Source organism: Pseudomonas sp. ef1 (genome assembly GCF_007293365.2).
Taxonomy (GTDB): domain Bacteria; phylum Pseudomonadota; class Gammaproteobacteria; order Pseudomonadales; family Pseudomonadaceae; genus Aquipseudomonas; species Aquipseudomonas siliginis.
The window spans coordinates 273,504-299,916 of the sequence record NZ_CM129815.1 but is presented as its reverse complement, the minus strand read 5'-3'; the positions used below and the strand labels follow the sequence as shown (position 1 = coordinate 299,916).

The following is a 26,413-nucleotide window of genomic DNA, read 5'->3' as shown; positions in this document are numbered from 1 at the left end:
GCGTTGACCACCGCGATGACGCTGCGGTGGAGTTCAGGGGCCGAGCATTTTCTGTGTGCTCTAGCTCACCTTCTTGGCCAATTGGAAATCCATGTATTCGTAAGCGATCTGTTGCGCCTGCGCCGTGTCGAAAGCGTCTCCCGACAGCGCGCCGCGCAACCACAAGCCGTCAATCAACGCTGCCAGACCCCGGGCGGCGCTGCGCGCATCTTCGAGCGGCAGCACACGGCGGAACTGGCAGCACAGGTTGGAATACAGACGGTGATCGTTGATCCGCTGCAACCTGTGCAAAGACGGCTGGTGCATGCTGGTGGCCCAGAAGGCCAACCAGGTTTTCATTGCCGGGCCATTGACCTGGCTGGCGTCGAAGTTGCCTTCGATGATCACCTGCAGATGCGCCCGTGGGTTGTCATCTGCCAGCGCCTGACGGCGCGCGGTGACGCTCTCGCTGAGGGCGGTCATCAGGTACCGCATCGTGGCGGCGATCAGGCCGTTCTTGTCCTGAAAGTAATGACTGATGATGCCATTCGAGACACCGGCCAAACGGGCGATCAGCGCAATGCTGGCGTCCCCCATTCCGACCTGATCGACCGCTTGCAAAGTGGCTTCGATCAGTTGTTGGCGGCGGATGGGTTGCATACCGACCTTGGGCATCTTGCACATCTCCTTAGGCCTTCCGAGGGGCGAATGACGCCGATCGGATTGAGGGCCAGTCTATTTTGTTTTGATTGAACGTTCAATCAACAAAGAATAAGATCTGCGACAATTCGTCGCTGCCTACAGAAAATTCCTACGTGTAATGACGATAAAAACCGACACCTGAAACGGCTCGAAACCAGCGTGGGGCATGGCGCGGTTCGCGATTCGAAGGACGTATTGAAAGGGCAAGACGCTCGGGGTCAGGTTTCGGATGAACGTCCGGCACCTTTGGCCACGAAAGCGAATACGCAACGCCATTTCGGCAGGTTCGGGCTTTTTTCGGAGTGTCTTTATATCACCCGCCGGTCGGCTGCCAACTAACCGATTGGTCGGGTTCCGTGATGCCTTGTGTTCTTCTCTCGCACTGCCTGGAGCATTTGTGCCATGAGTTCTGCCTCGCTAATAAAGACCCCGCCCGAGAAGGTGACGGTCAACGGTTGGGTGTTCTACACCTCGACCGCGCTGATTCTGTTGTTGACCGCCATTCTGATCATCGCCCCGCAAGAGGCCGGCAGAATGTTGGGCATGGCCCAGGCCTGGTTGTCGCGCAGCTTCGGCTGGTACTACATGGTGGTGATCGCCGCCTACCTGGTGTTCGTGGTCGGTCTGGCGTTTTCCTCGTACGGCAAACTCAAACTGGGCAGCAAGGACGACACCCCGGATTTCAGCTACGGCGCCTGGGCGGGGATGCTGTTCTCGTCGGGCATCGGCATTTCGCTGCTGTACTTCGGCGCGTCCGAGCCGCTGGATCACTACTTCAATCCGCCGGAAGGCACCTCGGCGACGAATATGGCGGCGCGGCAAGCGGTGCAACTGACTTTCCTGCACTGGGGCCTGCACGGCTGGGCGATCTACGCACTGGTCGGCCTGGCCGTGGCGTATTTCGCCTATCGGCATAACCAGCCGCTGGCCCTGCGTTCGGCGCTGTATCCGCTGGTCGGCGAGCGTTGGGTCAAAGGCGCGGCCGGGCACGCGGTGGATGGCTTCGGCATGTTCGTAACGCTGCTGGGCCTGGTGACCAACCTGGGGATTGGCTCGCTGCAAGTGTCGTCCGGGCTGGAAAACCTGTTCGGCATGGAGCACAGCAACACCAACCTGCTGATCGTCATCATCGTCATGAGCACCGTAGCGACCATCGCCGCTGTGTCGGGTGTGGAAAACGGCATCCGTCGTCTGTCCAACCTGAACATCGTGCTGTTCAGCGGCCTGCTGATTTTCGTCCTGCTGTTCGGCCCGACCTTGCATCTGCTCAACGGCTTCGTGCAGAACATTGGCGACTATCTCAACGGCGTGGTGCTGAAGACCTTCGACCTGTACGTCTATGAAGGCGACAGCGCCAAGTCCGACCGCTGGCTGGGCCTGTGGACGCTGTTCTACTGGGCCTGGTGGATTTCCTGGGCGCCATTCGTGGGCATGTTCATCGCACGGATTTCCCGTGGCCGCAGCGTGCGTGAACTGGTCGCTGGCGTGCTGCTGATTCCGCTGGGCTTCACCTTGGCGTGGCTGTCGATCTTCGGCAACTCGGCGCTGGATCTGGTGATGAATCAGGGCGCGGTGGAACTGGGCAAGACGGCGCTGGAACAGCCGTCGATGGCGATCTATCAGTTGCTTGAGCATTACCCGGCGTCGAAAGTCGTGATTGGTGTGTCGATCTTCGTCGGCTTCGTGCTGTTCCTGACCCCGGCCGACTCCGGCGCGGTGATGATGGCGAATCTTTCCTGCAAGGGCGGCAACGTCGATGAAGACGCGCCGCACTGGCTGCGGATCTTCTGGTCGGTGGTGATCACGCTGGTGACCATCGGCCTGCTGTTCGCTGGCAACTTCGAAGCCATGCAGACCATGGTCGTGCTGGCCGGCCTGCCGTTCTCGGTGGTGCTGATCTGCTTCATGTTCGGCCTGCACAAGGCGATGCGCCAGGACGTGCAGATCGAACAGGAGCAAGCACAACTTGCCGAGCGCGGACGCCGTGGTTTCAGCGAGCGTCTGACGCAACTGGATCTGCAGCCGAGCCAATCGGTGGTGCAGCGCTTCATGGACAAACACGTCACCCCGGCGCTGGAAGATGCAGCAGCGCAATTGCGCAATCAGGGCATTGAAGTGCAGACGCTGCTGGGCAAAGCCAAGCGTTGCATGGGCGTGCGGGTCGAGATGGAAGAGGGCAACCCTTTCGTCTACGAAGTGAGCCTGGATGGTTATCTGGCAACCCCGACCGAATCGGCGCAATCAGATGAAGCGCGTCAGCGTTATTACCGCGCTGAGGTGTATCTGCACAATGGCAGTCAGGACTATGACTTGATGGGCTTCACCCCGGAGCAGATTACCCGGGATGTGCTCGATCAGTTCGAAAGCCATCGGCAGCTCCTTGGCCGGGTGTATAGCTAAACCGTGAGAGCGCGGTGTTTCTGTCTGAAGCACCGCGTTGTTCCTTTAAAAGATCGCAGCCTTCGGCAGCTCCTACATGGATCGCATTCCCCCTGTAGGAGCTGCCGAAGGCTGCGATCTTTTGATCTTCAAACAAAAACGCCGCGATAGTCTCGCGGCGTTTTCGTGTCTGCGGGGTTTACCCCAGATTCTTGCCCAGCAACGCGTGATACAACTCGCTGTCGCCCAGAATCCCCACCACATGATTGTTATCGTGCAGCACCAGCTTGTTGCCGGTCTGATAACGGATCTGCAGCGCGTCACGCATGCCGATGTTCGAGTCCACCAGCGTCGGTTTGCGCTCCAGGCCTTCCACCGCTTGCCCCGGTGCCCAGTTCTGCAGGTTCAGCACCGAGCCGTTCTGGCGTGCGCCTTTGATGGTGTTGCCTTCGGCCAGGTCCAGCCACGAGTCGCCGCCCGGATCGAGGCACACCGAGCCGTTGATGCGTTTGCACTTGTCCAGCGTGCGCATCAGGCTGCGGCCGCAGAGCACGTTGAGCGGATTGGTGTGGGCGACGAAGGTGCGCACATAGTCGTCCGCCGGGTTGAGGACGATTTCCTCCGGCACGCTGTACTGGATGATCCGACCGTCCTTCATGATCGCGATGCGGCTACCCAATTTGAGTGCTTCATCGAGGTCGTGGCTCACAAACACGATGGTCTTGCTCAGCTTGCGTTGCAGCTCCAGCAGTTCATCCTGCAGACCCTGGCGGATCAACGGGTCGAGGGCCGAGAACGGTTCGTCCATCAGCAGAATGTCGGCGTCCATGGCCAGCGCGCGGGCGAGGCCGACGCGCTGCTGCATGCCGCCGGATAGCTCATCAGGCTTCTTGTTGCGCCATTGGGTCAGGCCGACCAGTTCGAGTTTCTCGTCGACCAGTTTCTTGCGTTCCTTCTCCGGTCGGCCCTGCATCTCCAGGCCGAAACTGATGTTCTCGCGCACCGTCAGCCAGGGCATCAGGGCAAACTTCTGGAACACCATCGCAATGCGCTTGGTGCGCATCATCTTCAGCTCGGCGGGCGTGCAGGACGCGATGTCAATCTGGCGGTTTTCATGCTCGACGAACAGCTTGCCGCGGCTCACGGTGTTGAGGCCGTTGATGCAGCGCAGCAGGCTCGACTTGCCCGAGCCGGACAGGCCCATCAGCACGCAGATCTCGCCCTTGTTGATGTCCAGCGTGGCTTTTTCCACGCCGACGATCTGCCCGGTCTTCTTCAGGATCTCGTTGCGGGTCATGCCCTGATCGAGCAGCCTGAGTGCCTCGCGCGGATCCTTGGAGAAGATTACGTCGACGTCTTCGAAGCGAATTATGCTCATGCGTCACCCCCTACTTTAGCGTCGGGTTGTTTGCAGATACGGTCGAGCATGATCGCCAGCAGTACGATTGCCAGGCCTGCTTCGAAGCCCAGCGCAATATCAGCAGTGTTCAGTGCGTTGACCACCGGTTTGCCGAGTCCGTCGGCGCCGACCAGTGCCGCGATCACCACCATCGACAGCGACAGCATGATGCACTGGGTGATGCCCGCCGCGATGCTCGGCATGGCGTGCGGCAATTCGATCCTTGAGAGCAATTGGCGACGCGAGCAGCCGAAGGCCTTGCCGGCGTCCATCAGTTCTTGCGGGACATCGCGGATGCCCAGGTAGGTCAGGCGGATCGGCGCCGCGATGGCGAAGACCACCGTGGAGATCAGGCCCGGTACCACACCCAGCCCGAAGAGGGTCAGGGTAGGAATGAGGTAAACGAAGGTCGGCACGGTCTGCATCAGATCGAGCACCGGCCGCATCATGGTGTAGAACATCGGTTTGTGCGCGGCGACGATGCCCAGCGGCACGCCGATCAACACGCAGACCAGGGTGGCGAACAGCACCTGGGCGAGGGTTTCCATGGTTTCCTGCCAGTAACCCAGGTTGAGGATCAGCAGGAACGAGGCGACCACGAACGCGGTCAGGCCCCACTTGCGTTGAATCAGATGGGCAATGATGGCAATCAGGCCAATCAGCACCAACGGGTTGAACCAGGTCAGCGCAAACGTCACGCCGTGGATCATCGTTTCCAGTGTCACGGCGATTGCGTCGAAGGTGTTGGCGCCGTGTTGCGTCAACCATTCGACGAAGCCCGCGATGTACTGGCCTAAAGGTATTTTCTGATCAATCAGCATGGTAGTGAACGTCCGCATGCAAGGAAATTAACAGCCCGGGCAGGCACGCCTGCCCGGCATAAGCGATGCCCTCAAATCAAGGCGCGAGCTTGGCTTTCACGGCCTCCAGGCCTGGTTTACCGTCAATGGTGGTCACGCCAGCGAGCCAGGTATCGAGCACCTGTGGATTCTTTTTCAGCCAGGCCTTGGCGGCCGCGTCAGGCTTCATCTTGTCGTCGAGGATGTTGCCCATCAGTTCACTTTCCATGTCGACGGTGAACTCCAGGTTTTTCAACAGCTGACCGACGTTGCTGCATTCTTCGGCGTAACCCTTGCGGGTGTTGGTCGCCACGGTGGCTGCGCCGAAATCGGGGCCGAAGAATTCGTCGCCGCCGGTCAGGTATTGAATCTTGAAGCGCTTGTTCATCGGGTGCGGTGCCCAGCCGAGGAAGACCACGGCGGTGTCGCGCTTCTGCGCCCGGTCGACTTGCGAGAGCATGCCGGCCTCGGAAGATTCGACGATCTTGAAGCCAGCGGTTTTCAGGCCGAAGGCGTCCTTGTCGATCATGCTCTGGATCAGCCGGTTGCCGTCGTTGCCCGGCTCGATGCCGTAGATCTTGCCGTCGAGCTCTTTCTTGAATTTGGCGATGTCGGCGAAGTCATGCAGGCCTTTGTCGTAGAGGGCTTGCGGCACGGCGAGGGTGTATTTGGCACCCTTGAGGTTGGTGCGCACGGTGTCGACGGTGCCGGCATCGCGATACGGCTTGATGTCGTTCTCCATGGTCGGCATCCAGTTACCGAGAAACACGTCCATGTTCTTGCCGTCGGCCAGCGACTTGTAGGTCACGGGCACGGAGATCATGGTGGTTTTGGTCTTGTAGCCGAGGGCGTTGAGAACAACGGAAGTGGTGGCGGTGGTTGCGGTGATGTCGGTCCAGCCGACATCGGAGAAGTTAACGAGGCTGCACTGTGCCGGTTCTGCGGCTTGCGCCAGTAACGGCAGACTCAGCAGGGCGGCCAACAACAACGACGGGGAACCTTTCATGGATGGACTCCTTGGTGTTTTTTTTGGCAGTGTTCCGACTGTGGACCACCGCACTTATGGGTTGCGGTTGGTGGCGTTTTTGAGACAGCTCTACCGCAGCGCCTTGCAATCGAGTCATCCCGATCATGTACCAGTGAAAATCTGACGCCTACAGGGAGGGTCGTATCCAGTACAGGGATGGTCGCTTCCAGTGTCGGTGACGTCGCTTACAGCTTTTTTCCGCCCCCGATGACCTGCTCGACTGCATAAAAACGGCGTATTTGCGGGGCGAAAACGTGACGACGCTGCTGGACATGACTGCGTCGGTGTCAGACGCCGTGCGCGCCGACAAAAGCCCGATGATGCCGGCATTCGGCGGATCGCAGCTTGAGCGTAGCAGCTCCGCCAGCGGGCGCTTTTGCCGCCCGGACCGGTATTCTCAGGAGCTTCGCAGCAATGGCTATCAGCGTTTTCGACCTGTTCAAAATCGGCATCGGCCCTTCCAGTTCCCACACCGTCGGCCCGATGCGCGCCGCCGCACTGTTCGTCGAGTCGCTGCGCGGCAAGCATCAACTGGAGCAGGTGCGGCGCATCGAGGTGCAGTTGTTCGGATCGCTTTCCGCCACCGGCATCGGTCACGGCAGCGACAACGCGGTGATCATGGGCCTGATGGGCGAGTGGCCGGACGCAATCGACCCGGCGCAGATCGGCCCGCGCATTCAGGCGCTGCGCGAAACCCATACGCTTTTACTGGATGGTCGTCTGGCGGTGCCATTTATCTGGGCACGGGACATGCGCCTGATCGATGAAAACCTGCCATTCCATCCCAACGCCATGACCCTGGTTGCCGAAGGCGAATTCGGTGAGCTGCATCGTGACACCTACTATTCAGTCGGCGGCGGCTTCGTCGTTGATGAGGCGCAAGCGGCCAGCGGTGTGGTCGATCTGGATCGCACCGAATTGCCGTACGACTTCTCCAGTGCGGTCGAGCTGCTGCAGTTGTGCAAAACGCACAACCTGCGCGTCGCCGAACTGATGATGGCCAACGAAAAGGTCTGGCGCAGCGAAGAAGAGATCCGTGCCGGGCTGATGAAACTGTGGCGGGCGATGCAGGATTGCGTCGAACAAGGCCTCAAGCACGAAGGCATTCTGCCCGGCGGCCTGAACGTGCGGCGGCGTGCGGCGAAGTTGCACCGCAGCCTGCAAGAGCTGAATAAACCCAATGTCATCGGCTCGACCCTGAGCGCGATGGAGTGGGTCAACCTGTTCGCCCTGGCCGTCAATGAAGAGAATGCTGCCGGCGGGCGCATGGTCACTGCACCGACCAACGGCGCGGCGGGGATCATCCCGGCGGTGCTGCACTACTTCATGAAATTCAGCGAGGCAGTCACTGACGCCAACGTCGTCGACTATTTCCTCGGCGCGGCGGCGGTGGGCATTCTTTGCAAAAAGAATGCGTCGATCTCTGGGGCCGAGGTCGGTTGCCAGGGCGAGGTCGGTTCGGCTTGCGCGATGGCGGCGGCGGGGCTGGCCGAGATTCTTGGCGCCACCCCTGAACAGTTGTGCAACGCGGCGGAAATCGGCCTGGAGCACAACCTTGGCCTGACCTGCGACCCGGTCGGCGGGCTGGTGCAAGTGCCGTGCATCGAGCGCAATGCGATTGCCGCAGTGAAAGCGATCAACGCGGCGCAAATTGCTCTGCGTGGCGACGGTCAGCACTTCATCTCGCTGGACCGGGTGATCCGCACCATGCGTGATACCGGCGCCGATATGCATGACAAATATAAGGAAACTTCGCGCGGTGGCTTGGCGGTCAGCGCGGTTGAGTGCTGAAACCGCGTTGCCCTTATCGCTGGCAAGCCAGCTCCCACAGGTTCTTCAGTGTTGATGCCATTTGGTTCACACCACAAATCCCTGTGGGAGCTGGCTTGCCAGCGATAGGGCCAGACCAGTCAAAACTGCTCGACAAAAGAACACCCCGATCCAGCCACGCCACCTTTTGGCGCGTCGCAATCAGACAAGCGTCATTGTCAGTCGTGACTCGTCAGTCGTTACCTGACCGTCCGTCGCCCGTGCTTGCGGTGACACTCTGTGCAAATCCTCTGCAGGCCAGTTCCCACAAGTGCTACCGATCTGCTCACGGGCTGCGCGGCAGGGCTCTCGCGGCATCTGATGGCACTTCGAAATGGCGTGTTCCGAGGTCTCGTATAGACGCGTCGCGAGGTCGTTTTCAGGAGTTATTGAATGGCCGTCCAATTTCAGGCACGGCAATTGCTCTGTCATAACAAAGCCTGCTTTCTCTGTGAGACGCGGGCAATAACAAGAGCCTCCGCCTGAGGCCGCCACCCGCTTTGTGTGAGGAGATACCGCGATGACGTCGTTCAACTCCGGGGCCCAACCCCAGAACCGTGCGCCTCAATCCATCGGCTTTCTGCTGCTGGACAATTTCACGCTGATTTCCCTGGCGTCCGCCGTTGAGCCGCTGCGCATGGCCAACCAGTTGTCCGGTCGCGAGCTGTATCGCTGGAGCACCCTCACCGTCGATGGCGGCCAGGTCTGGGCCAGTGACGGTTTGCAGATCACTCCCGACGCCTCCATGCACAAAGCCCCGCCCCTGGACACGGTGATTGTCTGCGGCGGCATCGGCATTCAACGTACCGTAACCCGTGAACACGTCTCGTGGCTGCAAAGCCAGGCGCGCCAGTCCAAGCGTCTGGGCGCGGTGTGCACCGGTAGTTGGGCGCTGGCCTGCGCCGGTCTGCTCGATGGCTTCGATTGCAGCGTGCACTGGGAATGTCTGGCGGCGATGCAGGAAGCTTTTCCGCGCGTGGCCATGAGCACACGTCTGTTCACCCTCGACCGTAACCGCTTCACCAGTTCCGGCGGTACCGCGCCGCTGGACATGATGCTGCACCTGATCAGCCGCGATCACGGTCGTGAACTGTCGGCAGCGATCTCGGAAATGTTCGTCTACGAGCGCATTCGCAACGAACAGGATCACCAGCGTGTGCCGCTCAAGCACATGCTCGGCACCAACCAGCCGAAGTTGCAGGAAATCGTCGCGTTGATGGAAGCCAATCTGGAAGAGCCGATCGATCTGGATGAACTGGCGGTGTATGTCGCGGTGTCGCGTCGACAGCTGGAGCGGTTGTTCCAGAAATACCTGCACTGCTCGCCGTCACGCTATTACCTGAAGCTGCGCCTGATCCGCGCCCGGCAACTGCTCAAGCAGACGCCGATGTCGATTATCGAAGTGGCGTCGGTGTGTGGTTTCGTCTCCACGCCGCACTTCTCCAAGTGCTATCGCGAGTACTTCGGCATTCCGCCGCGTGACGAGCGCGTCGGCTCCAACACCACCCAGCAAGTGGCGATGTTGCCACTGCCGCAGGCCATCGTGATGTCGCCGCTGTCGGGGCCGATGTCGGCGCTGAGTCAGGCGCGCAATGAGTCGACGTTTGCCAGCGTAAGGCTGTAAAGCAAAAGATCGCAGCCTTCGGCAGCTCCTACATTTGGAATACGTTCCCCTGTAGGAGCTGCCGAAGGCTGCGATCTTTTGATCTTTTCTCAGGCGCTGTGGGACTGCTGGTATTGCGAGAGGGCCGGCAACAATTGCTTGTCGATCGCCTGACGCACCGCCGGCTGAATGCTGGCGCCGCTGGTGTACATGTCCTTGACCATCTTGCGCAGTTCGAATGCGCGAACATTATCCAGGCCCCGCACCGCGCACTCGCAGGCCTGCTCGGCGGTGGTACCGCTCGGCACCTGAATACCCAAGGCCTTGAGCTGGCCCAACAGATCTTCCTGGTCAATCAAATCGGCGTACATCATTACGCAAATCCTTCTGTGGCAACGGAGGTCTTGGCTCGATTCTGGTGGCCCCGACCGGACGCGGCAAGGGCGTTTTGTCGCGGTGGCCGGGACGACTATGAACAGGTCGTTTTCGGCTAACCGACTGGATTGTCGACTAGGCACACTGGCCCCAGCTCGCTTCACGAAGGTTTGGTCACCCTCGCCTGGCAGCTCCTCAACAGTACCCTCCTCAGCTCCGATCCTGTCACGGCTTGATCGGAGTTTTTTTTGCCTGTGAATCAGCCAGAGATTTGTTGTTCCCGCTGGCGCTTTCGCGAGCAGGCTCGCTCCCACAGAAGACCGCGTTCATTCAGGGGAATGCGGTTAATAGTGGGAGCGAGCCTGCTCGCGAAGAACGATGACGCGGTTCAACGTTGCAACACCAGAATCCGCGACAACAACTCATCCCGGTCGACATAGCAGCCCTGAAAATGTCGCGCCCCGGTGGCTGGATCAAAGGCATTGCGCGCATGCAGCGTGCGGCGGTTGTCAAAGCACCACAATTCGCCCGGCTTGAGCCGCTGCATCAGCCGGAATCGCGGCTCGCGGGTCATCGCAATAAAGCGCCGATAGGCGCGATACAGCAGCGGCATCTGTGCCACCGACGTATCGAACGCCCCGCGCAGAAAGTTGGCCATGCGAATCTCCGCCACCCGGCCCAGCGCATCCAAAGCGATGACCGGCGCCAGGCAGCGATAGTTGCTGTGCCGGTCCTTGTTGCGGAACTCCACGGGTATTTCACACAGGGCCTCAAACAGCTGCGGATCCTCCAGACGCAAGGCGTCGGCGATCGCAAAACCATCGACGAAAATACTCTCGCCACCCTCGGCATCATTCACCAGGCAATGCAGAAATTGCAGCCCCGGTTGCAGCTCGCGAGTCGGCAAATCCGTGTGCAATGGCAGGTTGAAGGCGGTGTAGGCGTTGCTGTCGGCGTCGGCTTTGGATTGCACATTGAACAGCACGCCGAAGTTGCTTTCGCGGATGAAGGAAATCCGCTGCGCGATGAGCTTCAGCGAGCCCGGCTCGGTGGGCACGCCGCGCACTTGGGTCAGGCCGATGTCGCGCACGGCGAGCAACCATTGCAGCAGCGCGGCGTTGTCGTTCATCAGCGCGGTGTAGTCGAACACCGGCAACTGCAGATCGCTGTGCCACAAACGGGGCTGCGATTTGCCCGCCAGGCGTTCGGCGCGGGATTCGTCGTCATAGGCATGAGCGCGCAGCCAGCCCGGATCGAGGCGGCTCAGGTGACCATCCTGCCAGTCGATGCGCGTGGCCAGCGGTTGCAAATCCTCGGCGGCGTCGACGCTCTCGAAGACCTGTTCGCGAGTGACGCTGTAGACGCATTGATCACATGGGCAATTGTCGCGCAGCCATACGTGGTGAAACGGGCTGACACGACCGTCAGCCCATTCGATGACAACGCGATCCGCCAGACCCTGCACGCCACCGAGCGCGCTGATCAACGGATAAGTACGAAAATCGGCAACAGCGACGGCGGTGTTCATGGCGGCTCCTTGGCGATGGGGGGATTTACCGAGCGGGTGGCAGCGCGATCACGCGGCCGATGTAAGCGGGAGCGGGCAGGTCGGTCTGATCCGCGACGATGGTCTGCAAGCGATGCAACGTATCGGGGCTGAACGGCGCCGAGCGCGGGCCGGCGAGGTCGACGTGCAAAAGCATCTGTTCATTGCCGGCCAGCGCTTGCTCATCGCCGATTTTGTGCAGGCTGTGGTAGAGGTGCAGGCGCTTGCTGTCGTGGCCGATGATTTGTGTGCGCACTTCGACCTCGGTGTCGAGTTTCACTTCGTGCAGATAATTGAGGTGCAGTTCGAGGGTGAACAGCGAGTGGCCGCTGGCCTCGCGGTTGCTGCTGTCCATGCCGAGGCGGTCCATCAGCGCATCGGTGGCGTAGCTGAAGATCAGCAGGTAGAAGGCATCGCGCAGGTGGCCGTTGTAGTCGACCCAGTCGGGGATGATGGTGGTTTGGTAGGTTGTGAGGTGGGGCATGGTTTCTCCTGGCGGCGATCGTTCCCACGCTCTGCGTGGTAACGCCTCCTGTGACGCTCTGCGTCACGCTTCTGGGACGCGGAGCGTTCCCGGGCTGCATTCCCACGCAGAGCGTGGGAACGATCAGGTGGCGGATTATTCGCTGAAACTCATTCCGTGCTTCTCTTTGGTGGTCTTCACCGCCTCAAGCACCGCCAGCAAACAATCATCACGATAGCGCTCCAGCGCCGAAATGCTGTGCCGACCGAGCTGATCAGTGGTGCCATCGACCACGTCATCAATCAACTTGTCGGTCAGCTCCGGTGCTGGCAGATATGTCCACGGCAACTGCAACGCCGGACCGAATTGCGACATGAAGTGGCGCATGCCGGCATCGCCGCCGGCCAGGGTGTAGGTCAAGAACGTGCCCATGAACGACCAGCGCAGACCAGCGCCAAAACGGATTGCATCGTCGATCTCGCCGGTCGTCGCGACACCGTCGTTGACCAGGTGCAACGCCTCACGCCACAGCGCTTCAAGCAAGCGATCGGCGATGAAACCCGGCACTTCCTTGCGCACATGCAACGGGCGCATGCCGAGGGATTCGTAGACTTGCATCGCCGCTTGCACCGCTTCCGGCGCGGTATTTTTGCCGCCGACGACTTCGACCAGTGGCAACAGATAAACCGGGTTGAACGGATGCCCGACCACGCAGCGTTCAGGGTGCGTCGAACTCTCGTAGAACTCGCTGGGCAACAGGCCTGAAGTGCTGGAGCCGATCAGCGCATCGGGCTTGGCGGCGGCGCTGATCTTGCTGTGCAGGTCGAGCTTCAGTTCCAGCCGTTCCGGGGCGCTTTCCTGGATGAAATCGGCGTCACGCACACATTCCTCGATGGTTGCGACAAAGCGCAGACGATCCTGCGAAGCACCCGGCGCCAGGCCGTTTTTCTCCAGCGCGCCCCACGCATTGGCCACGCGTTTGCGCAATGCCGCTTCGGCGCCGGGCGCCGGGTCCCAAGCCACCACGTCGAGGCCGTGGGCGAGGGCGCGGGCGACCCAGCCACTGCCGATGACACCGCTGCCCAGAGCGGCGAAAGTTTTGATTTCGGTGATAAAGCGCATGGTGATGTCCTGAAGAGTTCGGTGATCCCTGTGGAAACTCTGTTCTCGTGGCGAGGGGATTTATCCCCGATCGGTGGCGAAGAAGTCGTAAAACCTGTGCTATCGGTCTATCTGATGCCCCGGGTTGTCAGGTTTTGGGGCGGCTTCGCCACCGATCGGGGATAAATCCCCTCACCACAAAAATTATGTTCACAGGGAGAAAGGGTGAGGTTCAGCCGCGCTGGGTCAGGCCCATTTTTTTGCGACCTTCTGCCGGTGTGAGCACCCGGGCACCGAGGCGGCTGAGGATCTCCGTGGCGCGCTCAACCAATTGGCCATTTGTCGCCAGCACACCTTTGTCCAGCCACAAATTGTCTTCCAGGCCGACCCGCACGTTGCCGCCGAGCAGCACCGCTTGCGCCGCCATCGGCATCTGCATGCGGCCGATGCCGAACCCGGCCCACACCGCGTCGGCGGGCAGGTTGTCGACCATGGCTTTCATCGTGGTGGTGTCGGCCGGTGCGCCCCACGGGATGCCCAGGCACAGCTGGAACAGCGGGTTGTCGAGCAAGCCTTCCTTGATCATCTGCTTGGCGAACCACAGATGCCCGGTGTCGAAAATCTCCAGTTCGGCCTTCACCCCCAGTTCGGTGATGCGCTTGGCGCCGGCGCGCAGTTGCGCCGGAGTGGATACGTAAATGGTGTCGCCGTCGCCGAAGTTCAGCGTGCCGCAATCGAGGGTGCAGATTTCCGGCAGCAACTGTTCAACGTGGGCGAGACGGGTCAGCGGGCCGACCAGATCGGTGTTCGGGCCGAACTCCATCGGCTTCTCGCCAGCGCCGATTTCCAGGTCGCCGCCCATCCCGGCGGTGAGGTTGACGATGATGTCGACGTCCGCCTCGCGGATGCGCTCCATCACTTCGCGGTACAGCGCCACGTCACGGCTGAACTTGCCGGTCTGCGGATCGCGCACATGGCAGTGCACCACGGTGGCGCCAGCCTTGGCCGCTTCCACCGCTGCAGCGGCAATCTGTTTCGGGGTGATCGGCACGTGTGGACTTTTGGCGGTCGTGTCGCCAGCACCGGTAAGTGCGCAGGTGATGATGACGTCGTGGTTCATGGTGCGTTTCCTTCAGGCGTGATGGGTCTGTCCGCAGCCCGTTACGGGGCTGTGAAGCTTGATTGAAATACCCTCTCCCTGTGGGAGAGGGTCAGGGTGAGGGGTTATTTGCTGGTCAGTTGCAGATTTTCAGCGGCCGGTTTGCCATCGAAAGTCGTCACACCTTCAAGCCAGCGCTGTTTGTCTTCGGGGTGATCCTTGAGCCACTGCTTCGCCGACTCGAAGGCATCCTTGTGATCGAGCAGCGGCTGCATCATCCGGCTCTCGGATTCGGCGGTGAAAGTCAGGTTGGCCAGCAGGCGGCCGATGTTCGGGCATTGCTCGGCGTACTTCGGTGACGTGACCGTCCAAACCGTGGCCATGCCTTCGTTCGGGCCGAGGGCGTCTTCGCTGCCGGTCAGATAGGTCATCTGAATGTTGACGTTCATCGGGTGCGGCGCCCAGCCGAAGAACACTACGGCTTCCTTGCGGCGCACGGCGCGATCGACGGCGGCGAGCATGCCGGCCTCGCTCGATTCGACGAGCTGGAATTTGCCCAGACCAAACTGGTTCTTGGCGATCATCGCTTTGATCTGCGTGTTGGCGCCCGAGCCTGGCTCGATGCCGTAGATTTTGCCGCCCAATTCCTTCTCGAATTTGGCGATGTCGGCAAAGGTTTTCAGGCCCTTGTCAGCCAGATAGGTCGGCACGGCGAGGGTGGCGCGGGCATCTTTCAGGCTCGGTGCTTCGAGCACTTTCACCTGATTGGCCTCGACGAACGGCGTGATGGTCTGGGTCATCAGCGGGTTCCAGTAGCCGAGGAACAGGTCCAGGCGCTGATCGCGAATCCCGGCAAAGATGATCTGCTGGGAGGCGCTGGTCTGTTTGGTGCTGTAGCCGAGGCCGTCGAGCAGGACCTGGGTCATGGCACTGGTGGCGATCACGTCAGTCCAGTTGACCACGCCCATGCGTACGTTCTTGCAGGAGGCCGGTTCGGCGGCCATCACGCCGGTGCTGAAAAAAGCGGTACCGCTGAGTGCAAGAACGCAGCTGCTGATCAGTCGTTTCATGTCGGGTTCCTCGGCAGTTCGATTATTGTCGTTCCCGGCATCTGCGCGCCGGTGAGGCCAAGTTACGCAGCTATGCACCCGTGAAAGCGCACTGCGGCGACTGGCATTTGCACTGTAGCGACCTGCACGCTTGAACGCCGTCGATAATCGGCGTATCAACGAGCCACGCGACCCGCCAACCGAGTGCGCCCATGTCCCAGGATTTCTACTTTTTGCTGATGCCGGGGTTCTCCGCCATCGGCTTTATTTCCGCGATCGAACCGTTGCGCGTCGCCAACCGTTTTCGCGGCGAGTTGTACCGCTGGCATGTGCTCAGCGCCGATGGCGGCGCGGTACTGGCGAGCAACGGCATGTCGGTCAACGCCGATGCGGCGCTGGAGCCGCTGAAGAAAGGTGCGACCTTACTGGTGGTGGCCGGCTTCGAACCGCTGAAGTTCATCACGCCGACGCTGGAACACTGGTTGCGCAGGCTGGACAACGACGGCGTAACCCTCGGTGCGATCGACACCGGCAGCTTCGTCCTTGCCGAAGCAGGCCTGCTCGACGGCCATCGCCTGACCCTGCACTGGGAGGCGATCGATGCCTTCAAGGAATCTTATCCACAGCTCAGCGTCACCCAGGAGCTGTTCGAGATCGACCGACGACGCATCACCTCGGCGGGAGGTACGGCCTCGATTGATCTGATGCTCGACCTGATCGCCCAGGCCCACGGCCCGCAACTGGCGATTCAGGTCAGCGAGCAATTTGTGCTCGGGCGCATCCGCCCGCGCAAGGATCACCAGCGCATGGAAGTCGCCACGCGTTACGGCATCAGCAACAAGAAACTGGTGCAGGTGATCGGCGAGATGGAACAGCACAGCGAACCACCGCTGACCACGCTGCAACTGGCGGAGTCGATCAAGGTGACCCGGCGGCAACTGGAGAGGTTGTTCCGGCTGCACCTGAACGATACGCCGAGCAATTTCTATCTGCGGTTAAGGCTGGAAAAGGCCCGGCAGTTGCTGCGCCAGACCGACATGAGCGTGCTCGAAGTCAGCATTGCCTGCGGGTTTGAATCACCGTCGTACTTCACCCGCAGCTATCGCGCACGTTTCGCCCGCTGCCCCCGGGAAGACCGGCGTACCGCGCAGGCCTGAATGGTTTCAGCAACACCCTAGAACCCTGTGGGAGCGGGCTTGCCCGCGATGAGGCCAGCACATCCAACATTGTTATTGCCGGACACACCGCCATCGCGGGCAAGCCCGCTCCCACAGGTTCCAAGGTGATTTCGGGAATCGGCTTATTTCTTCACCAACGCCGAGCATGCCGCCTTGTAAGCCTCATGCTGATATTTGTTCAACGTCCCCGGCAGTTCGAAATTGTGCTTCTTGGCCTGCGCGTTGATCGTCTGCGGCGACAGCAGCGTCACCTCACAGCCATCAAGCAACTGAAACACGCCCTCGATCTTGAACGTCGTCGGCCCACCGGCAAATTCGCCCTTTTTGCTGCGCTTCTTGATCGCAATCCGGTCCACCGAGTTCTCCCGCACAAACGACGCCACCTGCGCCGCGAACCGCCGCACGTTCGCCGCCTCGTCGTCGTCATCCAGAGCAATCTTCTTCGTGGCGAGAGGGACGTGGCTCAACGTCGAACCATCGAGCGCCGCCACGGCGATGATCGCTTCGCTGCCTTTGATTTCAATGCCGCAGATGTTCATGGGAATTCCTTTGAATAAAGAGGGCAGCCTACAGCTCAAGCTGACTGGCTGTGATGCCGAACGCGGCGGCGATTTTCTCGCGGGTGGCCTTGCGGGGTTTGGCGACTGTTTCCTGCTGGGCAAACGCCGGTTGCGAGATGCCCATGCGCTTCGCCACTTCTTCCTGAGTCAGGTTGAGATGTTCGCGCCAGGCGCGGATCGGTGTTGCGCCATCAACCATATGGCTGACCACTTCATGAGGAATCATTGATTTATCCTTTGTATGTTTATTCCTGCCCGATCGACTCCAAAAACTCCGACCGTTCATCACTCATCCGCGCGACACAATCATTCTGCGCAATGGTGAAGGCCTTGCTTCCCGCCGTGGCCGGGAACGCTTCCACCGCGCAATCCGCATCCCGCGTCTTCAACCACTGCTGCTGGGCGGTTTTCAGTTTGGCGGTGATGTCGGCCAGTTGCGTCGGGTTCTTGCCGTAGGCGGCCTGCATGCGCTCGTTGAGGCTGGCGTAGTTGTCTTTGAGCAGGTCTTCGGCGGTGCTGCGGCTGTAGGCGGAGCATTCCAGGGTCTGGATGTCGTTTTCCACCGCGTCGCACGGGTTGTTCTCGGATTCTTCGGCGGCGTGGGCGCCGGTCGCAATCAGTGCCAGGGCGAGGATTATTGATTTCATTGGGGTCGCTCTAATCCGTTGGTAGGTGCAGGCTGCGGCAGATTCTGGCGCAAGCGCGCGGGCTTGAACAGCCAGCCGATGAGGACGGCTGACGACCCTTTGTCGCGGATTGACGCTTTCGGCAATTCCCCTGTCGTTTTTGCACCCGGTCGCCCCGGCACCGAGGCATATGCTGGCCCCAAAGCGCCGGCAGACGATTCGGCGCACGAATCGCCAATAAGGGGACGCCTGATGAGCCCAGCCGAATTACACGCCGACAGCATCGTTATCGACGGTCTGATCATTGCCAAATGGAACCGCGAGCTGTTCGAAGACATGCGCAAGGGCGGTCTGACGGCAGCCAACTGCACTGTGTCGGTGTGGGAAGGCTTTCAGGCGACCGTGAACAACATCGCTGCCAGCCAGAAACTGATCCGCGAAAACAGCGACCTGGTGATGCCGGTGCGCACCACCGCCGACATCCGTCGCGCCAAGGAGCAGGGCAAGACCGGCATCCTCTTCGGCTTCCAGAATGCCCATGCCTTTGAAGACCAGATTGGCTATGTCGAGGTGTTCAAGCAGCTCGGCGTCGGTATCGTGCAGATGTGCTACAACACCCAGAATCTGGTCGGCACCGGTTGCTACGAGCGTGACGGCGGCCTGTCGGGTTTCGGTCGCGAAATTGTGGCTGAAATGAACCGCGTCGGCGTCATGTGCGACCTGTCCCACGTCGGTTCCAAGACCTCCGAAGAAGTCATTCTCGAATCGAAAAAACCGGTCTGCTATTCGCACTGCCTGCCGTCGGGTCTCAAAGAGCACCCGCGCAACAAATCCGATGCAGAGTTGAAGTTCATTGCCGACCACGGCGGTTTCGTCGGCGTGACCATGTTCGCGCCGTTCCTCGCCAAGGGCATTGATTCGACCATCGACGATTACGCCGAAGCCATCGAATACACCATGAACATCGTCGGCGAAGACGCCATCGGTATCGGCACCGATTTCACTCAGGGTCACGGCCAGGACTTCTTCGAATACCTGACCCACGACAAGGGCTACGCCCGCCGCCTGACCAGCTTCGGCAAGATCATCAACCCGCTGGGCATCCGCACCGTCGGCGAATTCCCCAATCTCACCGAAACCCTGCTCAAGCGCGGCCATTCCGAGCGTGTGGTGCGCAAGATCATGGGTGAGAACTGGGTAAGCGTCCTTAAGAACGTCTGGGGCGAATAACGCTTTCTCAAGACCGCCGCCGATCTGCCCCCTCTCCTGCGGGAGAGGGCTGGGGTGAGGGCCGCGGCCAACACTGAACCATCATTTTTCTGGAGTTAAGTTTCCATGGCCAAGATCGCCCCGCAATTGCCAATCGAAGTCGACAGCGAGACCGGTGTCTGGACCTCCGACGCCCTGCCAATGCTGTATGTGCCGCGTCACTTTTTCGTCAACAACCACATGGGCATCGAGGAAGTGCTCGGCGCTGAAGCCTATGCCGAGATCCTCTACAAGGCCGGCTACAAATCCGCCTGGCACTGGTGTGAAAAGGAAGCAGAATGCCACGGCCTGGAGGGCGTCGCGGTGTTCGAGCACTACATGAAGCGCCTGTCGCAGCGCGGCTGGGGTCTGTTCAAGATCCAGGACATCGACCTCGACAAAGGCACCGCCAGCGTCAAGCTCGAGCACTCGGCGTTTGTCTATGTCTACGGCAAGGTCGGGCGCAAGGTCGATTACATGTTCACCGGCTGGTTCGCCGGCGCCATGGATCAGATCCTCGAAGCCCGTGGCAGCAAGATCCGTACTGTGGCCGAACAAGTCTACGGAGGCTCCGAAGAGGGCCACGATGACGGCTTGTTCATCGTCAAGCCGTTGTAAGCCGAGGACCGTGCCATGGCTTTCGAAGCAATGTTCCAGCCGATCCAGATCGGCAAACTGACCATCCGCAACCGCGTGCTCAGCACCGCGCACGCCGAGGTCTACGCGACTGACGGTGGCATGACCACCGACCGCTACGTCAAATACTACGAAGAGAAAGCCAAGGGCGGCATCGGCCTGGCGATCTGTGGCGGTTCGTCCGTGGTGGCGATCGACAGCCCGCAGGAATGGTGGAGTTCGGTCAATCTGTCCACCGACCGGATCATTCCGCACTTCCAGAATCTGGCCGACGCCATGCACAAGCATGGCGCCAAGATCATGATTCAGATTACCCACATGGGCCGTCGCTCGCGCTGGGACGGTTTCAACTGGCCGACCTTGATGTCGCCCTCGGGCATCCGTGAACCGGTGCACCGCGCCACCTGCAAGACCATCGAGCCGGAAGAGATCTGGCGGGTGATCGGCAACTACGCTCAGGCGGCGCGCCGGGCCAAGGCCGGTGGCCTCGATGGCGTCGAACTGTCGGCAGTGCACCAGCACATGATCGACCAGTTCTGGAGCCCGCGCGTCAACAAGCGTACCGATGAATGGGGCGGCAGCTTCGAAGGGCGGATGAAATTCGGCCTGGAAGTGCTCAAAGCCGTGCGCGCCGAGGTCGGTGACGACTTCTGCGTGGGCATGCGCCTGTGCGGTGACGAGTTCCACCCGGACGGCTTGTCCCACGAGGACATGAAGCAGATCGCCAAGTATTACGACGACACCGGCATGCTCGATTTCATCGGCGTGGTCGGCTCGGGTTGCGACACCCACAACACCCTGGCCAACGTCATTCCGAACATGAGTTATCCACCGGAGCCGTTCCTGCACCTGGCTGCCGGGATCAAGGAAGTGGTCAAGGTGCCGGTGCTGCACGCGCAGAACATCAAGGACCCGAACCAGGCCACGCGCATCCTTGAAGGCGGTTACGTCGACATGGTCGGCATGACCCGCGCGCACATCGCTGACCCGCACCTGATCGCCAAGATCAAGATGGGCCAGATCGACCAGATCAAGCAGTGCGTCGGCGCCAACTATTGCATCGACCGCCAGTATCAGGGCCTGGACGTGCTGTGCATCCAGAACGCCGCGACCTCCCGTGAATACATGGGCGTGCCGCACATCATCGAGAAATCCACCGGGCCGAAACGCAAAGTGGTGATCGTCGGTGCCGGCCCGGCCGGGATGGAAGCCGCACGCGTGGCTGCCGAGCGTGGCCACGACGTCACGCTGTTCGAGAAAAAAGACTTCATCGGCGGGCAGATCACCACCGCATCGAAAGCACCGCAGCGTGACCAGATCGCCGGCATCACCCGCTGGTTCCAGCTGGAACTGGCGCGGCTGAAAGTCGATCTGCGCCTGGGCACGGCGGCGGATGCCGACACCATCATGGACCTGCGTCCGGACGTGGTGGTGCTGGCGGTCGGCGGTCATCCGTACCTTGAGCAGAACGAGCACTGGGGCGCGGCCGAAGGGCTGGTGGTCAGCAGCTGGGACGTGCTCGACGGCAAGGTTGCGCCGGGCAAGAACGTGCTGGTCTACGACACCATCTGCGAGTTCACCGGCATGTCGGTGGCCGACTTCCTCGCCGACAAGGGCAGCCAGGTCGAGATCGTCACCGACGACATCAAACCGGGCGTGGCCATCGGCGGCACATCGTTCCCGACCTACTACCGCAGCATGTACCCGAAAGAAGTGATCATGACCGGCGACATGATGCTGGAGAAGGTCTACCGCGAAGGCGACAAGCTGATCGCGGTGCTGGAGAACGAATACACCGGCGCGAAAGAGGAGCGGGTGGTCGATCAGGTGGTCGTCGAAAACGGCGTACGCCCGGACGAGGAAATCTACTACGCGCTCAAGGACGGCTCGCGCAACAAGGGCCAGATCGACGTCGAAGCGCTGTTCGCGATCCAGCCGCAACCTTCGCTGAGCGAAGCGGGCGACGGCTACTTGCTGTTCCGCATCGGCGACTGCGTGGCGCAGCGTAATACCCACGCCGCCATTTACGACGCACTTCGGCTCTGTAAGGATTTTTGACGGCTCAGTTGCAAGCCACAAGCTGCAAGCTGCAAGTAAAAGCACAGCCGATCCATGCTGCTCTTTCTTGCCGCTTGTAGCTTGCAGCTTGCCGCTCGCCAGAGGTGACTCTGATGTTGAACACCCTTCTTCCAATCCTGTTGTTCGCAGCCCTGGGCCTTGCTGTCCTCGGCGCGTTGCGGCGGATGAACATGTGGCGCCGGGGGCGGGCGGCGAAGGTCGATCTGCTCGGCGGTCTGCTGGCCATGCCCAAGCGCTACATGGTCGACCTGCACCACGTCGTCGCGCGGGACAAATACATTGCCAACACCCACGTCGCCACGGCGGGCGGTGCGGTGGCGTCGATTGTGCTGGCCATGCTGGTGCACGGTTTCGGCCTGCATAACCGCATCCTTGGCTACGCCTTGCTGCTGATGTCGGCGGTGATGTTCGTCGGCGCGATCTTCATGTACCTGCGCCGGGTCAATCCGCCTGCGCGTCTGTCGAAAGGCCCGTGGATGCGCCTGCCGAAAAGCCTGCTGGCCTTCTCCGCGTCGTTTTTCCTGGTGACCCTGCCGGTGGCGGGAATCCTGCCGGAAAACTTCGGCGGTTGGGTGCTCGCCGCCATCCTCGGTGTTGGCGTGCTGTGGGGCGTGTCGGAACTGTTCTTCGGCATGACCTGGGGCGGGCCGATGAAGCACGCCTTTGCCGGTGCGCTGCACCTGGCCTGGCACCGTCGCCCGGAACGGTTTGGCGGCGGGCGCTCGACCGGTTTGAAACCGCTGGACCTGAACAATCCCGATGCGCCACTGGGCGTGGAAAAACCCAAGGATTTCACCTGGAACCAGTTGCTCGGTTTCGACGCCTGCGTGCAGTGCGGCAAGTGCGAAGCAGCGTGCCCGGCCTTCGCCGCCGGTCAGCCGCTGAACCCGAAAAAACTGATTCAGGACATGGTCGTCGGTCTTGCTGGCGGCACTGACGCGAAGTTCGCCGGCAGCCCGTATCCGGGCAAACCAGTCGGCGAGCATTCAGGCAATCCGCACCAGCCGATCGTCAACGGTCTGGTCGATGCCGAAACCCTGTGGTCGTGCACCACCTGCCGCGCCTGCGTCGAGGAATGCCCGATGATGATCGAGCATGTCGATGCGATCGTCGACATGCGCCGGCATCTGACCCTGGAAAAAGGCGCTACGCCGAACAAGGGCGCCGAAGTCCTCGAAAACCTGATCGCCACCGACAACCCCGGCGGTTTCGCCCCGGGCGGGCGGATGAACTGGGCAGCGGACCTGAACCTCACTCTGCTCAGCGAAAAGAAATCCACCGACGTGCTGTTCTGGGTCGGCGACGGCGCCTTCGACATGCGCAACCAGCGCACCCTGCGTGCCTTCGTCAAAGTGCTGAAGGCAGCGAAAGTCGACTTCGCTGTACTCGGTCTTGAGGAACGCGACAGCGGCGATGTGGCCCGCCGTCTCGGCGACGAAGCAACGTTCCAGCAGCTCGCCAAACGCAATATCCAGACGTTGGCCAAATACAGCTTCAACCGCATCGTCACCTGCGATCCGCACAGTTTCCATGTGCTGAAAAACGAGTACGGCGCCTTCGACGGCAACTATCTGGTGCAGCACCACAGCACCTACATGGCCGAGATCATTCAGGCCGGCGCGCTCAACCTCGGGCAGCACAAAGGCAATAGCGTGACCTATCACGATCCATGCTACCTGGGCCGCTACAACGGCGAGTACGAAGCGCCGCGCGAAGTGCTGCGTGCCCTCGGCATCGAAGTCAAAGAGATGCAACGTTCCGGCTTCCGCTCACGCTGCTGCGGCGGCGGTGGCGGCGCGCCGATCACCGACATTCCGGGCAAGCAGCGCATCCCCGACATGCGCATGGAAGACATTCGCGAAACCGGCGCCGAACTGGTGGCGGTGGGTTGTCCACAGTGCACGGCGATGCTCGAAGGCGTGGTCGAACCGCGTCCGCTGATCAAGGACATCGCCGAACTGGTGGCCGACGCGCTGCTCGAAGACGCCGCGCCAAGCAAGCCTGCCAGCCCGGCCAAACGTGAACCTGCGGAGGTGCACTGATGAGCGACATTATCCGCCGCGACCCTCGCGCCGAATGGATTGCGCGCAACCGCCTGCATCCGCTGCACGCGGCGATGCAACCGGCGCAACACAGCTGGATGGGTCCCAACGGCGTCATCCGCAAGAATCTGCACGGCATGGGTTTTATCGGCCCCAACGGCATCAAACGCATTGACCGCAGCGGCGCGCAGCAGGGTGGGGCGGTCAAACGCTCGGCTGCTGTTGAAGTGCAGTTGCCGCTGCATCAGGTTCCGGCCCCGGCGTTCTACATCAGCGTGGTGCCGGATATGGTCGGCGGTCGCCTGAGCAGCCACGACCGCGATCTGCTCGGCCTCGCTCACCAACTGGCCGGCAGCGATGGTGCAGTGCTCGCCGTGGTGTTCGGCGAGCATAAGGAAAGCGCTTTCGAGACCGCTGGCGTCGATCGCCTGCTGCTGCTCGAAGGCGATGAATTCAGCGGTTATGCACCGGAACAACGGGTGCAGGGGTTGCGCGCTGTGGATAACCAATTCAACCCGCGTCACTGGTTGCTGCCGGACAGCCGCAGCGGTGGCGGCGAACTCGGCCGACGCTTTGCTGCAGCGCTGGGTGAGCGTCCGGCCACGCGGGTCTGGCAGGTCAAGGATCAGGAGTGCATCGGCCGCGCTGGCGCCGGATTGCAAGATCTGGCGCGTCCGGTGGCGCGGTTGATTCTCGCCGCTGCCGAATGCGCAGAACCGGTCAGCGAAACCCGACACGAAGCGTTGCCAGTGGAGTTATCCACAAGCGTCGCGCGCAGCTTGTCGCGAATCGAAGATCTTGGTGCCGTGGCGGTGGATCCGGCAGCGATCCCGATGGCCGAAGCGGAGTTCATTTTCTCCGGCGGCAACGGCGTCAAGGATTGGCAGCTGTTTCACGAAACAGCGGCGGCCCTCGGCGCCACCGAAGGCGCTTCGCGGGTGGCGGTGGACGACGGCTTCATGGCGCGCGATCGTCAGGTCGGCGCGTCCGGCACCTGGGTCACTGCGCGGGTCTATGTGGCTGTGGGTATATCTGGCGCAATCCAGCACCTGCAAGGCATTGGCGCCTGCGACAAGGTGGTGGCAATCAACCTTGATCCGGGTTGCGACATGATCAAGCGTGCCGACCTCTCGGTGATCGGCGAAAGCGCAGAGATTCTGCAAGCGTTGATCGAAGCGGTCGCGGCTTACCGCAACGAAGCCAAGCGCGATGCGGCGTAAGGAAACCCTATGAACACGAACGTTATCAGTCTGGTTTCAATCGGCGCTCACCCGACCTCAGGTCGGCCACGGCGCGCCGATCAGGATGCGCGCGCGGTGGAACTGGGCCTGCAATTGGCTGGGGATAACCTGCAAGTGCTGCATGCCGGTGATGTCGCCGAACCGGCCCTGCGTGCCTATCTGGGCATGGGCCTGGAACAGCTGCATGTGCTGGAACAACCCGCTGGCGCCGACGCCTTGCCAGCGCTGACCGCGTACCTGCGCGATGCCGGGGCGCAAGTAGTGCTGACCGGCAGTCAGGCGGAAACCGGCGAAGGTTCGGGGATGTTGCCGTTCCTCCTGGCCGAAGGCCTGGGCTGGCCGCTGGTGGTGGGCCTGGCGCAGGTCGAATCGATCGCTGACGGTTCGGCGCTGGTTCTGCAAGCGTTACCGCGCGGGCAGCGACGCCGCTTGAAGGTGAAACTGCCGTTTCTGGCGACTGTGGATAACGCCGCGCCGAAGCCTCGGCAGAGCGCGTACGGCCCGGCGCGACGGGGCGAATTGGCCGCCGACGACGTTGAAACGGTGGAAGATGAATTGTTGGCCGTTGCCACGCTGCAACCGGCCAAGCCACGGCCCAAGCGCTTGAAGGTGATCAAGGCCAAGAGCGGCGCCGACCGGATGAAGGCCGCTACGGCCAAAGCCAGTGGTGGCGGTGGGCAGGTGCTCAAGGGCGTTACCGCGCAGGCTGGGGCTGAAGCGATTCTGAAGTTGCTTATTGAAGAAGGCGTTGTCCGCTAGTCACCTCTTCCAGGCAATATCCCCTGTGGGAGCGAGCCTGCTCGCGAAAGCGGACTGTCAGCCGGCACATGCATCGACTGACCCGACGCATTCGCGAGCAGGCTCGCTCCCACATTGGCATTTCTTCACCGCCAATCTGTACTGCTTACCCACAATCCCTGTTGGCGAAGCTGTGGATAACGTGTTCGCCCTTCCGCGCATCCCACGCCATTCAAGCCTTCCAGCCATAAGATCAAAAAACGATCAGCGTAACTCACGGATTTCTCGGGCTTTTCCCTCGGTATTAATCGAGAAGTTGCCCCCAATCTCTGTTGGCGCTTCTGTGGATAAGATGTTCGCTATCAGCTGTAGGCCATATGGAGCAGGGCTTACATGAGCTTGATCAATTATTGATCAAATGTGATCCCCGGGCGCCGAGAGCTGTTGACGCGAAGGAGTTTTCCCCAGTCATAGGTGTTTTTCCACAGGAGATTGAAAGTTGTCCCCGATCTCTGTTGGCGCTTCTGTGGATAACATGTTCGCTACCCGCTACAGGCCTCTGAATACGTGCTGTGTACGAGTGTGATCAAAAAACGATCAATTGTTTTGAGAAACCGCGATTCAGCATAAGTCACGATTTTTCTTTGCAAATCAGCAGGATATTTTTTGAGTCATCCACAGTTACCCCCATTTGC

22 protein-coding genes and 1 pseudogene are annotated in these 26,413 nt (G+C 60.9%); 10 read left to right on the top strand and 13 right to left on the bottom strand.

Annotated elements, in window-relative coordinates:
- Nucleotides 1–60 precede the first annotated feature (60 nt).
- Nucleotides 61–654 (bottom strand): transcriptional regulator BetI, encoded by a 594-nt coding sequence (gene betI / locus FEE99_RS01430; protein ID WP_041476768.1) that lies wholly within the window; start codon nt 652–654, stop codon nt 61–63.
- 486 nt (nt 655–1,140) lie between these two features.
- On the opposite strand from betI, the gene FEE99_RS01425 reads away from it, so the two are divergent.
- Entirely contained in the window at nt 1,141–3,081 is a 1,941-nt protein-coding gene (locus FEE99_RS01425) for a BCCT family transporter (protein WP_223630511.1), read from the top strand.
- Between the two features lie 178 nt (nt 3,082–3,259).
- Here the strand turns inward: FEE99_RS01425 and choV are convergent, their stop codons facing one another.
- From choV to FEE99_RS01410, 3 genes are all read right to left on the bottom strand, one after another.
- Nucleotides 3,260–4,438 (bottom strand): choline ABC transporter ATP-binding protein, encoded by a 1,179-nt coding sequence (gene choV, locus FEE99_RS01420; RefSeq protein WP_041476767.1) that lies wholly within the window; start codon nt 4,436–4,438, stop codon nt 3,260–3,262.
- Nucleotides 4,435–5,280 carry a choline ABC transporter permease subunit gene (gene choW / locus FEE99_RS01415; protein ID WP_016772805.1) on the bottom strand — a complete coding sequence of 282 codons (846 nt, stop codon included), beginning with the start codon at nt 5,278–5,280 and terminating at the stop codon, nt 4,435–4,437. The genes choV and choW overlap by 4 nt, the downstream gene beginning before the upstream one ends.
- Before the next feature lie 76 nt (nt 5,281–5,356).
- On the bottom strand, nt 5,357–6,304 hold the full coding sequence (locus FEE99_RS01410) for a choline ABC transporter substrate-binding protein (RefSeq protein ID WP_041476766.1): 948 nt from the start codon (nt 6,302–6,304) through the stop codon (nt 5,357–5,359).
- Nucleotides 6,305–6,739: 435 nt separating this feature from the next.
- Here FEE99_RS01410 and FEE99_RS01405 point away from each other — a divergent pair, with 435 nt between their 5' ends.
- Nucleotides 6,740–8,116: an L-serine ammonia-lyase gene (locus FEE99_RS01405; protein ID WP_041476765.1), complete on the top strand. Its 1,377-nt coding sequence runs from the start codon at nt 6,740–6,742 to the stop codon at nt 8,114–8,116.
- Nucleotides 8,117–8,654: 538 nt separating this feature from the next.
- Nucleotides 8,655–9,758, top strand: coding sequence for a choline metabolism transcriptional regulator GbdR (gene gbdR, locus FEE99_RS01400; RefSeq protein WP_007949927.1), 1,104 nt, complete (start codon nt 8,655–8,657; stop codon nt 9,756–9,758).
- An 89-nt stretch (nt 9,759–9,847) separates the two neighbouring features.
- Here gbdR and FEE99_RS01395 read toward each other — a convergent pair whose 3' ends face one another.
- The 6 genes from FEE99_RS01395 to FEE99_RS01370 form a co-directional block, all read right to left on the bottom strand.
- Complete coding sequence (locus tag FEE99_RS01395) at nt 9,848–10,111, bottom strand: hypothetical protein (RefSeq protein WP_041476764.1); 264 nt, start codon at nt 10,109–10,111, stop codon at nt 9,848–9,850.
- Between the two features lie 389 nt (nt 10,112–10,500).
- Complete coding sequence (locus FEE99_RS01390; RefSeq protein WP_041476763.1) at nt 10,501–11,640, bottom strand: gamma-butyrobetaine dioxygenase; 1,140 nt, start codon at nt 11,638–11,640, stop codon at nt 10,501–10,503.
- A 25-nt stretch (nt 11,641–11,665) separates the two neighbouring features.
- Nucleotides 11,666–12,142: a thioesterase family protein gene (locus FEE99_RS01385; protein ID WP_041476762.1), complete on the bottom strand. Its 477-nt coding sequence runs from the start codon at nt 12,140–12,142 to the stop codon at nt 11,666–11,668.
- Between the two features lie 135 nt (nt 12,143–12,277).
- The gene (locus FEE99_RS01380; RefSeq protein WP_041476761.1) at nt 12,278–13,243 is read right to left on the bottom strand and encodes an L-carnitine dehydrogenase; all 966 of its coding nucleotides are present in this window, start codon (nt 13,241–13,243) and stop codon (nt 12,278–12,280) included.
- 211 nt (nt 13,244–13,454) lie between these two features.
- Nucleotides 13,455–14,342, bottom strand: a complete 888-nt coding sequence (locus FEE99_RS01375; protein ID WP_041476760.1) for a BKACE family enzyme — start codon at nt 14,340–14,342, stop codon at nt 13,455–13,457.
- Between the two features lie 104 nt (nt 14,343–14,446).
- A complete protein-coding gene (locus tag FEE99_RS01370) occupies nt 14,447–15,391 on the bottom strand; it encodes a choline ABC transporter substrate-binding protein (protein WP_024014601.1) in 945 nt (314 codons plus the stop codon).
- Between the two features lie 191 nt (nt 15,392–15,582).
- Between FEE99_RS01370 and FEE99_RS01365 the strand changes: the two genes are divergently transcribed.
- On the top strand, nt 15,583–16,527 hold the full coding sequence (locus FEE99_RS01365; RefSeq protein WP_041476759.1) for a GlxA family transcriptional regulator: 945 nt from the start codon (nt 15,583–15,585) through the stop codon (nt 16,525–16,527).
- A gap of 143 nt (nt 16,528–16,670) precedes the next feature.
- Here FEE99_RS01365 and FEE99_RS01360 read toward each other — a convergent pair whose 3' ends face one another.
- The 3 genes and pseudogenes from FEE99_RS01360 to FEE99_RS01350 all read right to left on the bottom strand — a co-directional run bounded on the left by FEE99_RS01360 (nt 16,671) and on the right by FEE99_RS01350 (nt 17,755).
- Nucleotides 16,671–17,087 carry a DUF3010 family protein gene (locus tag FEE99_RS01360; protein WP_016772815.1) on the bottom strand — a complete coding sequence of 139 codons (417 nt, stop codon included), beginning with the start codon at nt 17,085–17,087 and terminating at the stop codon, nt 16,671–16,673.
- Nucleotides 17,088–17,115: 28 nt separating this feature from the next.
- A pseudogene (locus FEE99_RS01355) lies at nt 17,116–17,343 on the bottom strand (helix-turn-helix domain-containing protein); the annotation flags it as partial.
- Nucleotides 17,344–17,353: 10 nt separating this feature from the next.
- Nucleotides 17,354–17,755 carry a lysozyme inhibitor LprI family protein gene (locus tag FEE99_RS01350; protein ID WP_041476757.1) on the bottom strand — a complete coding sequence of 134 codons (402 nt, stop codon included), beginning with the start codon at nt 17,753–17,755 and terminating at the stop codon, nt 17,354–17,356.
- Nucleotides 17,756–17,986: 231 nt separating this feature from the next.
- On the opposite strand from FEE99_RS01350, the gene FEE99_RS01345 reads away from it, so the two are divergent.
- From FEE99_RS01345 to etfB, 6 genes are all read left to right on the top strand, one after another.
- Nucleotides 17,987–18,964 carry a dipeptidase gene (locus FEE99_RS01345; RefSeq protein WP_024014597.1) on the top strand — a complete coding sequence of 326 codons (978 nt, stop codon included), beginning with the start codon at nt 17,987–17,989 and terminating at the stop codon, nt 18,962–18,964.
- 105 nt (nt 18,965–19,069) lie between these two features.
- The gene (locus tag FEE99_RS01340) at nt 19,070–19,600 is read left to right on the top strand and encodes a 4-vinyl reductase (protein ID WP_039757633.1); all 531 of its coding nucleotides are present in this window, start codon (nt 19,070–19,072) and stop codon (nt 19,598–19,600) included.
- A 15-nt stretch (nt 19,601–19,615) separates the two neighbouring features.
- Nucleotides 19,616–21,676, top strand: coding sequence for a dimethylglycine demethylation protein DgcA (gene dgcA, locus FEE99_RS01335; RefSeq protein ID WP_041476756.1), 2,061 nt, complete (start codon nt 19,616–19,618; stop codon nt 21,674–21,676).
- A 113-nt stretch (nt 21,677–21,789) separates the two neighbouring features.
- Complete coding sequence (gene dgcB / locus FEE99_RS01330; protein WP_041476755.1) at nt 21,790–23,739, top strand: dimethylglycine demethylation protein DgcB; 1,950 nt, start codon at nt 21,790–21,792, stop codon at nt 23,737–23,739.
- Nucleotides 23,739–24,959 carry an electron transfer flavoprotein subunit alpha gene (gene etfA, locus FEE99_RS01325; RefSeq protein ID WP_041476754.1) on the top strand — a complete coding sequence of 407 codons (1,221 nt, stop codon included), beginning with the start codon at nt 23,739–23,741 and terminating at the stop codon, nt 24,957–24,959. Before dgcB ends, etfA begins: the two co-directional genes overlap by 1 nt.
- A gap of 9 nt (nt 24,960–24,968) precedes the next feature.
- Complete coding sequence (gene etfB / locus FEE99_RS01320) at nt 24,969–25,739, top strand: electron transfer flavoprotein subunit beta (protein WP_041476753.1); 771 nt, start codon at nt 24,969–24,971, stop codon at nt 25,737–25,739.
- Nucleotides 25,740–26,413 lie beyond the last annotated feature (674 nt).

Excerpts from the sequence above, each read along its gene's own strand:
- FEE99_RS01395 (WP_041476764.1), bottom strand. The coding sequence starts at position 10,111 with ATGATGTACGCCGATTTGATTGACCAGGAAGATCTGTTGGGCCAGCTC.
- FEE99_RS01360 (WP_016772815.1), bottom strand. The coding sequence starts at position 17,087 with ATGAACATCTGCGGCATTGAAATCAAAGGCAGCGAAGCGATCATCGCC.
- dgcA (WP_041476756.1), top strand. The coding sequence starts at position 19,616 with ATGGCTTTCGAAGCAATGTTCCAGCCGATCCAGATCGGCAAACTGACC.
- etfB (WP_041476753.1), top strand. The coding sequence starts at position 24,969 with ATGAACACGAACGTTATCAGTCTGGTTTCAATCGGCGCTCACCCGACC.
- FEE99_RS01340 (WP_039757633.1), top strand. The coding sequence starts at position 19,070 with ATGGCCAAGATCGCCCCGCAATTGCCAATCGAAGTCGACAGCGAGACC.
- choW (WP_016772805.1), bottom strand. The coding sequence starts at position 5,280 with ATGCTGATTGATCAGAAAATACCTTTAGGCCAGTACATCGCGGGCTTC.
- choV (WP_041476767.1), bottom strand. The coding sequence starts at position 4,438 with ATGAGCATAATTCGCTTCGAAGACGTCGACGTAATCTTCTCCAAGGAT.
- betI (WP_041476768.1), bottom strand. The coding sequence starts at position 654 with ATGCCCAAGGTCGGTATGCAACCCATCCGCCGCCAACAACTGATCGAA.
- FEE99_RS01365 (WP_041476759.1), top strand. The coding sequence starts at position 15,583 with ATGTCCCAGGATTTCTACTTTTTGCTGATGCCGGGGTTCTCCGCCATC.
- FEE99_RS01385 (WP_041476762.1), bottom strand. The coding sequence starts at position 12,142 with ATGCCCCACCTCACAACCTACCAAACCACCATCATCCCCGACTGGGTC.
- dgcB (WP_041476755.1), top strand. The coding sequence starts at position 21,790 with ATGTTGAACACCCTTCTTCCAATCCTGTTGTTCGCAGCCCTGGGCCTT.
- FEE99_RS01410 (WP_041476766.1), bottom strand. The coding sequence starts at position 6,304 with ATGAAAGGTTCCCCGTCGTTGTTGTTGGCCGCCCTGCTGAGTCTGCCG.
- FEE99_RS01380 (WP_041476761.1), bottom strand. The coding sequence starts at position 13,243 with ATGCGCTTTATCACCGAAATCAAAACTTTCGCCGCTCTGGGCAGCGGT.
- FEE99_RS01405 (WP_041476765.1), top strand. The coding sequence starts at position 6,740 with ATGGCTATCAGCGTTTTCGACCTGTTCAAAATCGGCATCGGCCCTTCC.
- FEE99_RS01390 (WP_041476763.1), bottom strand. The coding sequence starts at position 11,640 with ATGAACACCGCCGTCGCTGTTGCCGATTTTCGTACTTATCCGTTGATC.
- FEE99_RS01375 (WP_041476760.1), bottom strand. The coding sequence starts at position 14,342 with ATGAACCACGACGTCATCATCACCTGCGCACTTACCGGTGCTGGCGAC.
- FEE99_RS01345 (WP_024014597.1), top strand. The coding sequence starts at position 17,987 with ATGAGCCCAGCCGAATTACACGCCGACAGCATCGTTATCGACGGTCTG.
- FEE99_RS01350 (WP_041476757.1), bottom strand. The coding sequence starts at position 17,755 with ATGAAATCAATAATCCTCGCCCTGGCACTGATTGCGACCGGCGCCCAC.
- FEE99_RS01370 (WP_024014601.1), bottom strand. The coding sequence starts at position 15,391 with ATGAAACGACTGATCAGCAGCTGCGTTCTTGCACTCAGCGGTACCGCT.
- etfA (WP_041476754.1), top strand. The coding sequence starts at position 23,739 with ATGAGCGACATTATCCGCCGCGACCCTCGCGCCGAATGGATTGCGCGC.
- gbdR (WP_007949927.1), top strand. The coding sequence starts at position 8,655 with ATGACGTCGTTCAACTCCGGGGCCCAACCCCAGAACCGTGCGCCTCAA.